11 protein-coding genes are annotated in these 13,971 nt (G+C 74.4%); 7 read left to right on the top strand and 4 right to left on the bottom strand.

Annotated features, from left to right (window positions below; genetic code table 11):
• Positions 1-17 precede the first annotated feature (17 nt).
• Positions 18-932, top strand: coding sequence for a LysR family transcriptional regulator (locus tag FRAQA3DRAFT_RS19805; protein WP_009740832.1), 915 nt, complete (start codon positions 18-20; stop codon positions 930-932).
• A gap of 91 nt (positions 933-1,023) precedes the next feature.
• Here the strand turns inward: FRAQA3DRAFT_RS19805 and FRAQA3DRAFT_RS19800 are convergent, their stop codons facing one another.
• Entirely contained in the window at positions 1,024-2,424 is a 1,401-nt protein-coding gene (locus FRAQA3DRAFT_RS19800; protein WP_009740831.1) for a D-arabinono-1,4-lactone oxidase, read from the bottom strand.
• A gap of 322 nt (positions 2,425-2,746) precedes the next feature.
• On the opposite strand from FRAQA3DRAFT_RS19800, the gene FRAQA3DRAFT_RS19795 reads away from it, so the two are divergent.
• The gene (locus FRAQA3DRAFT_RS19795) at positions 2,747-4,393 is read left to right on the top strand and encodes a class I adenylate-forming enzyme family protein (protein ID WP_157468561.1); all 1,647 of its coding nucleotides are present in this window, start codon (positions 2,747-2,749) and stop codon (positions 4,391-4,393) included.
• Here the strand turns inward: FRAQA3DRAFT_RS19795 and FRAQA3DRAFT_RS19790 are convergent.
• A complete protein-coding gene (locus FRAQA3DRAFT_RS19790) occupies positions 4,378-5,502 on the bottom strand; it encodes a hypothetical protein (protein WP_009740829.1) in 1,125 nt (374 codons plus the stop codon). The genes FRAQA3DRAFT_RS19795 and FRAQA3DRAFT_RS19790 overlap by 16 nt on opposite strands.
• Before the next feature lie 224 nt (positions 5,503-5,726).
• Here FRAQA3DRAFT_RS19790 and FRAQA3DRAFT_RS19785 point away from each other — a divergent pair, with 224 nt between their 5' ends.
• The gene (locus tag FRAQA3DRAFT_RS19785) at positions 5,727-7,718 is read left to right on the top strand and encodes a RecQ family ATP-dependent DNA helicase (RefSeq protein ID WP_009740828.1); all 1,992 of its coding nucleotides are present in this window, start codon (positions 5,727-5,729) and stop codon (positions 7,716-7,718) included.
• Between the two features lie 175 nt (positions 7,719-7,893).
• The gene (locus FRAQA3DRAFT_RS19780; protein ID WP_009740827.1) at positions 7,894-8,733 is read left to right on the top strand and encodes an SDR family oxidoreductase; all 840 of its coding nucleotides are present in this window, start codon (positions 7,894-7,896) and stop codon (positions 8,731-8,733) included.
• A gap of 242 nt (positions 8,734-8,975) precedes the next feature.
• Here FRAQA3DRAFT_RS19780 and FRAQA3DRAFT_RS19775 read toward each other — a convergent pair whose 3' ends face one another.
• Both FRAQA3DRAFT_RS19775 and FRAQA3DRAFT_RS19770 read right to left on the bottom strand, forming a co-directional pair.
• Positions 8,976-10,124 (bottom strand): LLM class flavin-dependent oxidoreductase, encoded by a 1,149-nt coding sequence (locus FRAQA3DRAFT_RS19775; protein WP_009740826.1) that lies wholly within the window; start codon positions 10,122-10,124, stop codon positions 8,976-8,978.
• Between the two features lie 3 nt (positions 10,125-10,127).
• Positions 10,128-10,691, bottom strand: a complete 564-nt coding sequence (locus FRAQA3DRAFT_RS19770; protein WP_009740825.1) for a hypothetical protein — start codon at positions 10,689-10,691, stop codon at positions 10,128-10,130.
• Positions 10,692-11,095: 404 nt separating this feature from the next.
• On the opposite strand from FRAQA3DRAFT_RS19770, the gene FRAQA3DRAFT_RS19765 reads away from it, so the two are divergent.
• From FRAQA3DRAFT_RS19765 to FRAQA3DRAFT_RS19755, 3 genes are all read left to right on the top strand, one after another.
• A complete protein-coding gene (locus FRAQA3DRAFT_RS19765) occupies positions 11,096-11,932 on the top strand; it encodes a patatin-like phospholipase family protein (protein WP_051054609.1) in 837 nt (278 codons plus the stop codon).
• Positions 11,933-11,949: 17 nt separating this feature from the next.
• A complete protein-coding gene (locus FRAQA3DRAFT_RS19760) occupies positions 11,950-13,008 on the top strand; it encodes a 1-acyl-sn-glycerol-3-phosphate acyltransferase (RefSeq protein WP_009740823.1) in 1,059 nt (352 codons plus the stop codon).
• A gap of 144 nt (positions 13,009-13,152) precedes the next feature.
• The coding region (locus FRAQA3DRAFT_RS19755) for a DUF222 domain-containing protein (protein ID WP_009740822.1) at positions 13,153-13,971 on the top strand (819 nt) is incomplete at its 3' end.

Genomic DNA, 13,971 nt, shown 5'->3' with positions numbered 1-13,971 from the left:
CAGCTAAGATTTCCTACATGATCGATGTGCGTCGCCTGCGCGTCCTGCGGGAGCTCGACAGCCGGGGAACGGTCGTGGCCACGGCCGCGGCGCTGCACCTGACGCCGTCGGCGGTCAGCCAGCAGCTCGCCGCCCTCGCGAAGGAGACCGGCGTGCGGCTGCTCGACCCGGCCGGCCGCCGGGTCCGGCTCACCCCGGCCGCCCGGGTGCTGCTGGGGCACGCCGACGTTCTGTTCGCCCAGCTGGAACGGGCCGAGGCGGATCTCGCCGCCTTCGACGAGGGCCGGGTCGGGTCGGTGGCCGTGGCGGCCTTCACCACGGCGATCTCCGGCATCGTCGTGCCGGCGCTGGCGGCGTTGCGGGAGAGCCGGCCGCGGCTGCGGATGTCGGTGTCCGACGTGGCCGAGCCCGAGTGCTTCGACCTGCTGCTGGCCGGCGACCTGGATCTCGCGGTCTGTATCACCCACCCGGGTGCCCGGCCCCTCGACGAGCGGCTACTACAGATCCCGCTGCTCGACGACCCGCTCGACGTCGCGTTGCCCGCCGACCATCCTTACGCTGCCGCCGCGGCCGTGCCGCTGGAGGTGCTCGGCGGGGAGGACTTCATCTCCAGCCGCCCCGGCACCCCCTGTCACGAGGTCACCCACGCGGCGTGCGCCGCGGCCGGGTTCGTTCCCCGGGTGCGCCACCGCTGCGACGACTACACCGCGGTCCTCGGCCTGATCGCCGCGGGCTGCGGGGTCGGCCTCATCCCGAGGCTGGCGAAGCTGTCCAGCACCCCGCAGGTCGCCCTCCGGCCGATCGCGGGCGTCCTGCCGATCCGGCCGATCTTCGCCGCCGTCCGCCGTGGCTCCCAGCAGGCCCCGCACCTGTCCGCCACCCTCGCCGCCATCGTCGCCGCCGCCCGATCCCCCGACCTCTACTGCGCGTGATCCCGCCGTACCTTCACGGCGGTCCCCGCTTGCCTTCTCCCAGGGGCGAATCGGGCGCAGAGGGCTGTGGAAGGGCAAGGGAGGTGGCGGGTCAGCCTGCGGGTGCGAGGCGGTCGGAGGCCGGCGAGGGCGGGCCGAGGACGCGGTCGAGGTGGGCGTTGGCGAACACGCCGGCCGGGTCGACGGCGCCGCGAACGGCCAGGAACTCGTCGAAGCGGGGGTACCGCTCGCGTAGCTGCGCCGCGGCCAACGTGTGCAGGGTGCCCCACTGGGGCCGCCCGCCGGCCGCCAGCATGATCTGTTCGGCGAGGCCGAAATGGTCCTCGTGCGCGCCGCGGCGGTCGGTCCGAACGGCGATGTAGGCGGTGTCGCGGCCGAAGGCGGGAGACAGCGGGATCTCGTCCGCGGCCGCGCAGCGCACCTCGACGGGGAAGGCGGTGCGCACCCTGGATCGGGCTACGGCGGCGGCGAGCTCGCCCATGGCGGCGGCCAGCTCGGCGCGGGGGACGGCGTACTCGACCTCCTTGTACCGGATCGCCGGGTGGCCCGCGGCGAACACCCGGTAGGACAGATCGCGCGACGGTCGACCGCCCGTCAGCGCAGCGCCGACGCCGCCGACGCGGCCACCGACGTGGGCGGCGAACTGGGCGGCGGGCCGGTCCGCCGCCGGCAGCCGCCGGGCGGCCACCATCAGTGCCCCGAAGACGCCGCCGGCCACCGGCCCGCCATCCAGCCGGTTGCGCTGCTGGGCCGGCGGGTCCAGTCCGTCGTCGACCGGGTGACGGTCATCCCGGCGTACCAGCACGGTCGAGGTGTGCGGGAACCAGGCGAAGCGGACGTGGTCGGCCTGCTCGACGAGCGCGTCGTAGCCGTCGAGCACCTCGGCCAACGGCAGCCGGCTCGCCCGCACGTGCAGGGCGAACAGCGGCACGGCCTGCAGCGTCACCGACGTCACGACGCCCAGGGCGCCGAGGCCGAGGCGCGCGGCCGCGAACAGCTCGGGGCGCTCCCCGCGCGAGCAGGTGACCACCTCGCCGTCGGCGAGCACCACCTCCAGCGCCCGCACCTGCGTGGACAGCCCGCCGTAGCGGGCGCCCGTGCCGTGGGTTCCCGTGGCGATCGCCCCGGCGATCGTCGCCTCCTCACCGTGCCCCTGGTTGGTCAGGGCCAGCCCGGCCTCGGCGAGCAGCCGGTTCAGTCGGCGCAGGGTCATGCCGCCGCGCACCGTCACCAGCCCGCTGCCACCGTCGAGCGCGACCAGATCGGCGCAGCGGTCCAGGGCGACCTGCACGCCGCCGTCGTCCGGCCGGCCGATCGCGTTCATCGCGTGGCCGGCGCCGACGGCCCGGACCCGCCGGCCGTCCCGCACGGCGGCGATCACCACCGCCGACGCCTCCTCGGCGGTGCGGGGGCGGGCGAGCCGGACCGCCTGGGCGGTCTCGTTGCCCGCCCAGTTCCGCCACGCCGCGGGTTCACCAAGGGGCAAGCCCATGAGCACCTCCGTCCGGGGCCGACGACTGGCGGCGCCGGTGGGCGACCCACCGGCGGAGCCGGTCCCCATCGTGGACCGCCTGGCCGGCGTCCCGCCCGGCGGGTCTGTCCGACGGACCGCGAGGGACCACGCGCCGACCCGGTGACTGGACGTGTGCGTTGCGCCGTCGGTTCCTTCATCTGTGTCCCCGGAGTGTTCCCTGAGGTGTTTCCGGGGTGCGGCGAGCGGACTGTCGATCACCCGGTGAGGTGAGATGCTGCTCATGCGCGAGCGGGCCGGAGCCGCCGGCTCGCCGACGCGCCGGCGGAAGGCGACGTGGGAGATGGTGAGCACAGCCGGCTCCCGGCCGACCGGGATCAGCCTGGGCAGGCTCGCGGAGCTCGCCGTGGAACGCACGGGCGGCACCGAGGAGCTGCTCTTCGAGGGGCGGGCCGAGTCCGGGGCGGCCCGGTTCGCCCAGGCCTGCCGGTTCAGCGCCGGCCTGCGCGGCGCGGGGCTGGTCCCCGGTGACCGGGTGGTCGTCCACATGGCCAACTGCCCGGAGGTCGGCATCGCCTACCACGGGGTGTGGCGGGCCGGCGGGGTCGTGACGCCGGTGCTGTTCCTGCTCGACGAGGCCGAGCTGCACCACGTGCTCGTCGACAGCGGCGCCCGGTTCATCGTCACGACCCCCGACTTCCTGGCCAAGGTCCGCGCGGTGGCGCGCGGCTGCCCGCAGGTGCGGGCGCTGGTCGTCACGGACGACTCGCCCGATCGGCCGGGGACCGGTCCGGCAGGTCCGGCAGGTTTGGCAGGTCTGGGCGGGTCGCAGCCGCCGGTGCTGCGCTTCGCCGACCTCGCGGCGGGCGACGGCGGTCCCCTCGAACCGACCGATCCGGACGCCATGGCCGCGCTGCTCTACACCGGCGGCACCACCGGGCGGGCGCGGGGGGTCGTGCTGTCCCACGACGCGCTGTCCGCCGGGGGCTTCGCGGCCGCGTCGGGGAACGGGGACGAGGAGCTCGTCGGCCTGCTGCCGCTGCCGTTGTCGCATGTCTACGGCCTGACGATCAGCGTGATGACGCTGCATGCGCGCAAGCCGGGCCCCGCGATCCTGATGCGCTGGTTCGATCCCCGCCAGTGGCTGGACCTGGTGGCCGAACACCGGGTGGCGGTCAGCGCGCTGGTACCGTCCATGATCGACCAGCTGCTCGCGGAGCCGTTGCACCTGGCCGACACGTCGTCGCTGCGTCGGATCACCAGCGGCGGTGCGCCGCTGCCGAGGGAGACTGCGCTCGAATGGCAGCGGCGCCTGCCCGGCATCGAGCTGGTCGAGGGTTACGGCTGTACGGAAAGCGCGGGGATCATCACCACCTCGCCGAGGGGCGGGGCGCGGCTGGGCAGCGTGGGTCGGCCCGCGCCCGGGGTCGAGGTGCGCGTCGAGCTGCCCGACGGCTCGCCGGCCAATCCCGGGCAGGACGGGGAGATCTGCGTGCGGGGCCCGATGCTGATGACGCGGTACTGGCAGGAGCCGCGAGCCACCGCCGACGTGCTGCGCGGCGGCTGGCTGCACACCGGCGATGTGGGGCGCCGCGACAGCGACGGCTACCTGTACGTCGTCGACCGGATCAAGGATCTGATCATCCGCGGTGGGGTCAACGTCTACCCGCGCGACGTCGAGGACGGCCTGCTCGGCCATCCCGACGTCGCCTCGTGCGGGGTCGTCGGACGGGCTGACCACCGCCAGGGCGAGGAGGTGATCGCCTACGTGCAGCTCGTCGCCGGCGGCACGGTCTCCCCGGAGGAACTGGTGCGCTGGGGCCGGGCCCGGCTCGGGCCCCTGCGCTACCCGCGCGAGGTGCACATCATCGAGTCGTTGCCGCTCACCAGCTCGCTGAAGACCGACCGCCGGGCCCTGCGGTCGCTGACCGCCGCCTCCTCGCGGTCCCGGCGCCCCACGCCCGGCGGTGAGGTTCAGAGCGTCGAGTGAACCCCGTGGCTCTGGATCGCGCCCCGGGCCAGGGTCAGCGCCGCCGGTGAGGCGAGGTTGGCCGCGTCCATGAAACTGAACGCGAACAGGCCGTCCTGGCTGAGCTGGCGCACCGCGTCCCCGGACAGCAGCGCGTGCATGTCCGCCTCCCAGGTGGCCTGCGACTCGGACTTGAAGTGGGCCAGCATGACCGGGCCGTACTGGCCGAGCGCCTTCGTCATGTCCCGCACGTCCGCGGCGTTCGGGTCCGTGCCCATCGCCTGGAAGCTCTCGAAGTCCGAGGCGCGCAGCACGTCCGCGAAATGGGTGATCAGCGACCGGCCGCCGCCGGCGACCGGGTCGTCCCAGCGGCTCTGCCAACCGCCCCAGCCGAGCGACACCCGCGCGTTCGGCGCGCCGGAATGGAAGATGTTCAACGCCGCCAGGTACTGGTCCTGCAGCGTGAGGTAGTAGTTGGTGGTGTCCGGTGTGGTGGCCCACGCGTTCGGGTGGCACGGGTACGTCTGGAACTCGGTGAACAGCGTGACGTAGAGCGCCGGGCCGTCGGCGGGACCGGAGAAGATCGAGGCGAGCTCGCGCGCGTCGTCGAGGAAGCCGCTCGACAGCGGGTACTCGCGGCCGCACGCCGGGCCGTGCGCCGTCTGGACGGTGCCGACCTCGCCGGTGCCGTCGAGCCAGACGATGAGGTGGATGCCGTGCCCCGAGCGGTAGACCTCGGGAATCAGATCGGCCTTCCACTTGCGCAGGAAGCTCAGATCGTTCGGCCCGTTGTACCAGGTGCTGAGGAAGTCCAGGTCGGGCGCCAGCGGGGAGGCGTGGGCACTGTCGAGCCCGGGGCCCAGCCCGAAGCGCAGTTTGCCTGCCGGGGTGGCCGGGACGGCCCGGGTCCCGGCGGCCAGCGGCCGGCGTGGCGGCTCAGCGCGCCCGGACCGCCCGATCGGACCGTCCGCCACCTCGCCATCGACTACCGGATCTGCCGCCGCGGCGACGCCGTCCCCGCCGGTGGTGGCGTCGCCCCCGCCGCGCCCGAGGAGCGGGACCGCGACGGCGGTCGCGGCTAGCAGAGCGATGAGGGGAACCGTCGCATGTCGGAACCTCCGGCTACGCATCGATACATTCCTCCTGCGGCGACCATCCGGTAGGAGCAAAACTGTAGTCGATCGAATACTTTTCGGAGTCATGTTTGCCGTGTGAGTCGGCCGGCGCGGCGGACCCGCTCGCGGGCGGAGGTCCGGCGGGCGGAGGAGTTTGTCAGCCGGTGCCGGACTGGTGGATACCGGTCTGGCGAAGGTTGTCCCCTTCGTGGTTGTTCGAGGGTGGGAGCCGCTGGTGAGTGGGTACGCCCAGCGGCACCATGAACCGCCGTGATCAGACAACGAGACTGCTGAGTGCCTGGATCCGAGGCCGGCGCCGGCCCGCGCCCGCCGTCGGGACCACCGAGGCGAGGGCGCGGACTCCGTCCGAGTCGGGTCGGCGCCGGGAGTCGGCCCCGGAGCCGGATCTTCCCCGCCAGTCGGGGGCGATCCCGCAACCGGGTATGCCGCTGGAACCGGGAAAGCCGCGGCAACCGGGAAAGCCGGGGCAACCAGGGCGACCGGGGCAACCAGGGGAGTCGGGGCAACCAGGGGAGTCAGGGGAGTCGGGGGCGGCCGGGCCGGGTGCCGGGGTCGACGACGAGCTGGGCGACCTGATCCGGCTGGTCGCCCAGGAGGGGTTCGGCTTCACGGAGCTGCGGGACGGTCAGCTTGACGCCATGCGGGCCGTCGTCGAGGGCCGGGACACGCTGTGCGTGCTGCCGACCGGCCGTGGCAAGTCGGCGGTCTACCAGATCCCGGCGCTGGTGCTGGCCGGTCCGACCGTCGTGGTCTCGCCGTTGATCGCCCTGCAGCGCGACCAGGTGCGCGGGCTGACCGAGCGGCTGTCGGGCCTGCTGGGCGACGACGCGGCGGCCGCCGCGGCGAACTCGGATGCCGGGCGGGCGGCCCGGCAGGCAGCCTTCGACGCGGTCCGGCAGGGGCGCACCGAGTTCCTCTTCCTGGCGCCGGAGCAGCTGGCGCGCGACGACGTCCGCGCGGCGCTGCGTGAGGCGCGTCCGTCCCTGTTCGTCGTGGACGAGGCCCATTGCATCGCGTCCTGGGGGCACGACTTCCGGCCCGACTACGCCCAGCTCGGGCAGGTCATCGAGGACCTGGGGCATCCGGTGGTCGTGGCGCTGACGGCCACCGCGGCCCCGCCGGTGCGCCGGGAGATCCGCGAGCGGCTGCGGCTGCGGGACCCGGTCGAGGTCGTACGGGGGTTCGACCGGCCCGAGATCTTCCTGTCCGTGGCGCCGTTCACCGACGAGGAGGCCAAGCGGGCGGGTCTGATCGAACGCATCGCCGGGGAGGCCAAACCGGCGCTGGTCTACGCGGCCACCCGGCGGGCCACGGAGGAGCTGGCCGACGAGCTCGCCGGACTGGGGCTGACGGTGCATCCGTACCATGCCGGCCTGAAGGCCGGGCGGCGACGCGAGATCGAGGCGGACTTCATGGCCGACCGGTGCGATGTGGTGGTCGCCACGACCGCGTTCGGCATGGGCATCGACAAGCCCAACGTCCGCACCGTCATCCACGCCGAGGTGGCGGACTCCCTCGACTCCTACTACCAGGAGATCGGCCGCTCGGGGCGGGACGGTGAGCCCGCGGTGGCCTGCCTGTTCTACCGGCCGGAGGACCTCGGGCTGCGGCGGTTCTTCGCCTCCGGCCGGGTCGACGAGACGGCCTTACGGCGCGTCGCGGTGCTGCTGGGTCACGCCGACGGACCGGTGACGGCGCGGGAGCTGGCCAAGGCGGCCGGGCTGCGGGACACGGCGCTGACCCGGCTGGTGGACCTGCTGGTCAGCGCGGACGTGGTGGCGGTGCACGACGACGGGCACATCGCCGCGCGCGCGGACGCCCCGGACCCGCAGGAGGCGGCGCGTCGCGCGCTCGGGGTGGCCGAGGCGCGGGTCGAGGTCGAACGTTCCCGCGTCGAGATGATGCGCGGCTACGCCGAGACGCGGGACTGCCGCCGGTCGTTCCTGCTGGCCTACTTCGGCGAGACGGCGGACGGGCCGTGTGGGCGCTGCGACAATTGCCTGGCCGGCCTGCCGGCCCAGCGGCGGGCCGAACCGGAGGACGGCGAGGCGCCGTTCCCCGCGGGTGCCGCGGTGCGCCACGTCTCGTGGGGTCGGGGGCAGGTCGTCAAGGAGGATGGCGATCGCATCACCGTGCTGTTCGACGATGTCGGCTACCGCACTCTGTCGGTGGGTGCGGTCCGGGAACGTCACCTGCTCGACCGGACGTGAAAGACCTGCGCCGCAGGGCATCCCCCACCGAAGGGCCCGCACCTACAGGTACGACTGACGTTACAGCGACTGCCCGGTCCGTCCCGAGATGTCCGATGATGTCGTTTCCTGACATCGTCGCGTGCCGTGCGCTGGACCCAAGCATGGTCACGCGCCCGGCAGAGCAGGGAGGACCATGACCGCGCAAGCGGATCTTCAGACGAGCACCGCCCTGGTCACAGGGGCGTCGTCAGGCATCGGCGCGGCGTTCGCCCAGGCGTACGCGGCGCGGGGCGCCAGGCTCGTCCTCGTGGCGCTGGCGGAGCCCAGGCTGCGGGAGGTCGCCGAGCGGCTGGGCACCCGCTACGGGGTCGAGGTGCACGCCGTGCCCATCGACCTCGCCGAGGAGAGCGGCCCCGACCAGCTCGCCAAGGCGGTCGCCGAGATCGGCCTGGAGATCGACATCCTCGTCAACAACGCCGGCTTCGGCACCCGTGGGCCGTACCACGAGCTGTCCGCGGACCGGGACCATCGCGAGGTGATGCTGAACGTCGTGGCGATGGAGCGGGTCGCGCACCTGTTCCTGCCGGCCATGGTGGCCCGGGGTTCCGGCACCGTCATCAACGTGTCGTCGACCTCGGGTTTCCAGGCCGTCCCCTACATGGCGGTCTACGGGGCCTCCAAGGCCTTCGTCCTGTCGTTGTCCATCGGCCTGTGGGCCGAGTGCCGCCCCCGCGGGGTGCACGTGCTCGCCCTGTGCCCCGGCCCGACCGACACCAACTTCTTCGAGGTGCTCGGCTCGCGGATGTCCGCCGGCGGCCGGTTGCGGACCACCGACGAGGTGGTGGCGGCGGCCTTCCGCGCCCTCGACCGGGGCCAGGCTTACGTCATCGACGGCCGGTTGAACTACCTGACGTCCAACGCCTCCCGGCTGCTGCCCCGCGGCCTGGTCGCGCGGATCACCGAGCGGGTGCTGCGGTCCGGGTCGCTGGCCGCGTTGCCGGGCGCGGCGCCCACGAACCGCCGCGCCGCCTGATCGGGCTACTCCGGCCGGCCGTTCCGTGCGGTCCGATCGGACCACCCCGGCCGCCCGCCGCCGTGAGGGTTCGCGGCGCGGCGCGGCCGTCCGGCAGCCGATCAACCCATCCCCCGACCGGGCGACCCCGCAGTCGCCCGGTCGGGGGCGGCGGGCGGTGGCCGGGCCACCGCCGCCGGGCGCGGTCAGCGCTGTCGGGCACAGTCAGCGTGGGTGGGCACAGTCAGCGTGGGTGAGCGCGGTCAGCGCGGGCGGGCCGCTCCCACCGGGGTGGCCGCCGGCGCGACCGGGCCGGCCGGTGCCAGGTCGCCGAGCTCGGCGACCAGCTCGTAGGAGCGGATCCGGTCCGCCAGCCGGTGGACGTTCGTGGTGATCATGATCTCGTCGGCGCCGGTCACGTCGAGCAGGGCGTCGAGCCCGGCGCGGACGGTCGTCGGGGAGCCGACGATGTGCGACGCCGTCGCGTTCTCGGCCGCGGCCCGCTCCTGGGGGGTCCAGGAGTGAGCGGCGGCCTCCTCGGGGGAGGGGAAGACGCCGGGTCGGCCGCCGCGTAGCCGCAACATCGCCAGCCGGACGGGCGCGGCGAGCCATTCGGCGCGCTCGTCGTCCTCGGCGCAGACCACGGCGGCGGCCACGATCGCGTACGGGCGCTCCCGGCCGGGCGAGGGGCGGAACGATCGGCGGTACAGATCGAGCGCCGGCACCGTGTTGGCCGAGCTGAAGTGGTGCGCGAAGGCGAACGGCAGGCCCAGCATCCCGGCCACCTGGGCGCTGTAGCCGCTGGACCCCAGCAGCCAGATCGGCGGCACCTGCGCCTGCGGGAACGCGTGGACGCCGTGCATCGCGTGGTCGGCGGCGAACTCGCCGCCGGCGAGGAAGGTGGTCAGCTCGGAGAGCTGCTCGGGGAAGTCGTCGACGGCGAGCAGCCCGGCGGTGCGTCGCAACGCCCGGGCGGTGGCGGGATCCGTGCCGGGGGCGCGGCCGATCCCGAGGTCGATCCGGCCGGGGAACAGGGCGCCGAGCGTGCCGAACTGCTCGGCGACGGCCAGCGGCGCGTGGTTGGGCAGCATCACGCCGCCGGAACCCACCCGGATCGTGCTGGTGGCCGCGGCGACCTGGCCGATGAGGACCGACGTCGCCGAACTGGCGATGCCGGGCATGCCGTGGTGCTCCGCCAGCCAGTATCGGGTGAAGCCGAGCCGTTCGGCGTGCCGGGCGAGTTCGAGCGACCCGCGGACCGCGTCGGTGGGGGTCGTTCCGGTGCCGACCGGCACGAGGTCCAGCACGGACAGGGGGACGCTTCGGGTCGGTTTCACGACGTGGTGCAACGACGTGGCGGGGCCGCTGTCTTCCCCGCCCGCCACGTCGGAGCCCGAGCCGGTCCCGGTCAAGCCTCAGCCACCCACGGTCTCCATGTAGTCCTCGGCGACCTCGTCGAGGGCGTCGCTGGGATGGCCGAGCGCCACGCGCACCCGGCGACGCCCGACGAGCAGAAGGTCGAGCAGGAAGTCCGGCACCGGGGCCCGCTCGCAGCGGTGGTAGCCCATCGTGAACCAGGTGTGGGCGTCGTCGAGCAGGCCGGCCGCCTCCAGGCTCTCGGCCACGGCCTCGTACACGCCCGGATCGGCCGATCTCGCCGCCTTCAGCTCCGTCCGCAGCGAGCCGGCCTCCTCGGCCTGCCCGTCGCGCAGCAGGCCGTCGTGCAGCCAGACCCGGGGGTCGACGGGGCAGGTGCTGCCGTCGGCCACGGCGGCGCGGTAGCAGCGGACCGCCTCGCTCCAGTCCTGGGCGAGCCCGTACTGGCTGCCCGCGTCGACCAGCAGGGAGGCCCGGGTGATCGTCTCGCTGTGGGTGTCGGGCCGCTCGGCCAGCGTCTCCAGGGTGGCCGCCGCGCCACGGTGATCGCCGTTGCCCGCCGCCCTGAAGACGATCTCATCCACGTCGTCGTCGGAAAGCATGCCGCTCATTCTCCCCGTCCGGGGGCGTGCCCCGGCGGACGGGGACCGGTGGCGGGGGTCGCGGGGTCGCGGGGTCGCGCCTGGGGCGGCTGGGGCGGCCGGGGCGGCCGGGGCGGCTGGCGGCGATCCGGGACGGGACGGGACGGGTCGGCCGGCCCGGATCGGGGAAGGAGGTGATCGATCGCCGCCACGGACCGCGAGCGGTCGGCGCAGGACGGGCGATCCGCACAACGGCGGGCGGTTCGGCGGATGGTGGGCGATCCGGCGGATGGCAGGCGGTCCAGCAAATGACGGGCGGATCGGCGGATGGGGTGTGGGTGGACGCGAAGTCGGCGGGTCGGGATGAGCAGCCGGGGCCCCGGCCCAGGCGGGCGGTGGACGAGCAGGCGATCGCCGGGGCGGGGGTGGCGTTCGTCCTCGGCGGGGGCGGCATCCTCGGCGCGAGCGAGGTCGGCATGCTCGCCGCCCTGTTCGACGCCGACATCCTGCCCGACCTGGTGGTCGGCACGTCCGTCGGCGCGATCAACGGCGCCGCGGTGGCGGCCGAACCCGCGCCCGCCACGATCGACCGGCTGACCGAGCTGTGGTCGCAGCTCGGCGTCTCCGACGTGTTCGCGGGGGGCCCGGCCCGGCGGCTGGCCACCGTCGTCCAGCATGGCCACCTGCACTCCAACGTCCCCCTGCGGGCGCTGCTGCGCACGCACCTGCCGGCCGAGCCGATCGAGGACCTGCCGGTGCGGTTCCAGTGCGTCGCGGCGAGCATCGAACGGGCCGCCGCGCACTGGTTCGACCGCGGGCCGCTCGTCGAGGCGGTGCTGGCCTCCTGCGCGGTCCCGGCGCTGCTGCCCCCGGTGCGCATCGGCGGGGAGCACTTCATCGACGGCGGGATCGTCGACAGCAACCCGGTCGGGCGGGCGGTGGAGCTCGGTGCCCACACCGTCTACGTCCTGCACGTCGGCCGGATCGAACGGCCGCTGCGGCCGCCGCGCTGGCCGTGGGAGGCCGGTCTGGTCGCCTTCGAGATCGCCCGCCGGCGCGGTTTCACCGAGGCGATGGCCCGGCTGCCCAGCGGCGTCGCCGTCCACGTGCTACCGGTCGGGGAGCGCGGTGCCCCGCTGGTGCCGCTGCGCTACCGCTCCACCTCGGGCCTGAACCGGCGCATCCAGCAGGCCCGCCAGGCCACCGCGGCCTACCTCGACCTCACCGCCGGCGGCCGGACCCGGTCGCTGGACGTGTCCTGACCGGGAAGGGTGACACCGTGGGCGTTCCACCGTGGGCGGTCCGCCGGTTCCTCCTCGACCCTTTGTTCGTGCCGCTGGCGGCGGCGCTGGCCCTGGTCGGGGTGGCCGTCGCCGCGCTCGGCCTGCTGGGCGCGCCGGTCGACCGCCGGCTGCGGCTGTCGCGGGCGGCCCTGCTCGCCGCGGCCTACCTGACCGTAGAGGTGATCCTGATCGTCGCCGCGTTCGGCCTGTGGCTGGCCCGGCCGGCCCTGCGCCGGCGGTGGGAGGCGGCGCACGTGTGGCTGGTGCGCCGGGCGCTCGAGCGGCTGGTCGCGGCCGCCCGGCTGCTGGTCGGGCTGCGCGTGGAGATCACCGAGCCCCCCAGGGACGGGGCCGGCGCCGGGGGGCGCCCCGTGCTCGTGCTCAGCCGGCACGCCGGCCCGGGGGACTCGTTCGTGCTCATCCACCTGCTGCTCAGCCGCTACCGACTGCTGCCGAGGGTGGTGCTCGTCCACCAGCTCCAGCTCGACCCGGCGATCGACATCCTGCTCGGCCGGCTCGGCGCCTGCTTCCTGCGCAACGACGGGTCGGACGACCACGCCGCCGCCCGGATCGGCGAGCTCGCCCGCGGCCTGGGCGCCGGCGAGGCATTGGTGATCTTTCCAGAGGGGGCGAACTTCACCCCGTCGCGCCGGCTGCGGCTGATCGCTCGGCTGCGGGCCGGCGGCCAGTGGGACCGGGCGGCCGTCGCCGAGGATCTCGACGCCGTCCTGCCGCCGCGGCCGGCCGGAGTGCTCGCCGCGCTCGCCACCGGCCGGATCGCCGCCACGATGATCGTCGCGCATGCCGGCCTGGACGAGTTCAGCGCGCCGGGCGAGGTCTGGCGGGCGCTGCCGTTCGCGGCACCACTGCTGCTGCGCTGGTGGTGGGTGCCGGCCGCGGAGATCCCGGACCCCGAGCGGGCCCGGCGGCAGTGGCTGACGATGCACTGGGCGGTGGTGAACGCCTGGATCGGCGCCCAGCGCGCCCTCGGCACGAGCCAGCCACCGGCAGGCGGCTCGGTTCCGCCGACCGACCCGGTCAATCCGGTGGTGTAGACGCCCCCGGGGCGTCGTGTTCTGTCCGGGTTTGGCCTTGGGTCTGTCTGGACCGCGGGGTCCGAGTTGGTTCCCGTGTCGTCTCCGCTCACAGCATACGAACATGTGTTCGACATTCGGTGTGGGTTGTTCTACCGTTGACCCATGGTTTTCGACGACCTCGGGGACGGCCCTGACCCGCCAGCCCGCCTCGCCACGATCTCCCGCCAGCTCGACGGGCTGCTGGCCGCACAGGCCTGGCAGCTGTCCGACGGAGAGCTGGACGGACTGATCGCGAGGGTGTGCCGGCTGACCGGCCGGGTCGCCGCCGTGCGAAGCGCCTTGTTCGTGGAGGCCCAGGACCGCGGGTTCGCCGTGCGCCACGGCGCCACCGACCTCGCCGGCTGGCTGCGCGACCGGCTGCGCCTGACCACCCGCGACGCCCGCCGCCAGGTCACCCTCGCCCGCGACACCACCACCGTCTGCACCGCCACCGGCGCCGCCCTCACCCAGGGAACGATCACGGTCGAGCAGGCGATCGTCATCGGCGACGCGAGACGCTCCCTCCCCGCCGGGGTCACCCCCGACCAGCACACCGCCGCCGAACAGGCACTGCTGCGCTTCGCCGACCAGTTCGACCCCATCCACCTCACCAGGATCGCCGCCCGCCTGCGCGAAACGTTGACCACGGTGGACACCTCACCCGGTGGCGACGACCCCCACGCCGACAGCCACACCGGCGAACACACCAAACCCCACAGCGGCAGTGGCAGTGGCAGGACGGACAGTGGCACCGGTGGTGGCGGTGCTGATGGTGGCAGCGACGGTACCGGCGGCGAGGGCGGGAGGGAGAAACCGAGCCCGGACCCGGCGGACATCCGCCGGCTCACCCTCACCGACACCCCGACCGGCACCACCCTGATCAACGGCGAACTCGACGCCGAAGGCGCCGCCCTGCTGCGCACCGCGTTGGACAGCCTCGCC

Origin of the sequence: Frankia sp. QA3 (genome assembly GCF_000262465.1) — a bacterium.
Classification (GTDB): Bacteria; Actinomycetota; Actinomycetes; order Frankiales; family Frankiaceae; genus Frankia.
The sequence above is the reverse complement of the archived record's forward strand: the minus strand, read 5'-3'. Positions and strand labels throughout refer to the sequence as shown.

What these genes read in the sequence shown, in the direction of transcription:
- FRAQA3DRAFT_RS19805 (WP_009740832.1), top strand. Translation starts at nt 18, where the DNA reads ATGATCGATGTGCGTCGCCTGCGCGTCCTGCGGGAGCTCGACAGCCGG.
- FRAQA3DRAFT_RS19800 (WP_009740831.1), bottom strand. Translation starts at nt 2,424, where the DNA reads ATGGGCTTGCCCCTTGGTGAACCCGCGGCGTGGCGGAACTGGGCGGGC.
- FRAQA3DRAFT_RS19795 (WP_157468561.1), top strand. Translation starts at nt 2,747, where the DNA reads ATGGTGAGCACAGCCGGCTCCCGGCCGACCGGGATCAGCCTGGGCAGG.
- FRAQA3DRAFT_RS19790 (WP_009740829.1), bottom strand. Translation starts at nt 5,502, where the DNA reads ATGCGTAGCCGGAGGTTCCGACATGCGACGGTTCCCCTCATCGCTCTG.
- FRAQA3DRAFT_RS19780 (WP_009740827.1), top strand. Translation starts at nt 7,894, where the DNA reads ATGACCGCGCAAGCGGATCTTCAGACGAGCACCGCCCTGGTCACAGGG.
- FRAQA3DRAFT_RS19770 (WP_009740825.1), bottom strand. Translation starts at nt 10,691, where the DNA reads ATGCTTTCCGACGACGACGTGGATGAGATCGTCTTCAGGGCGGCGGGC.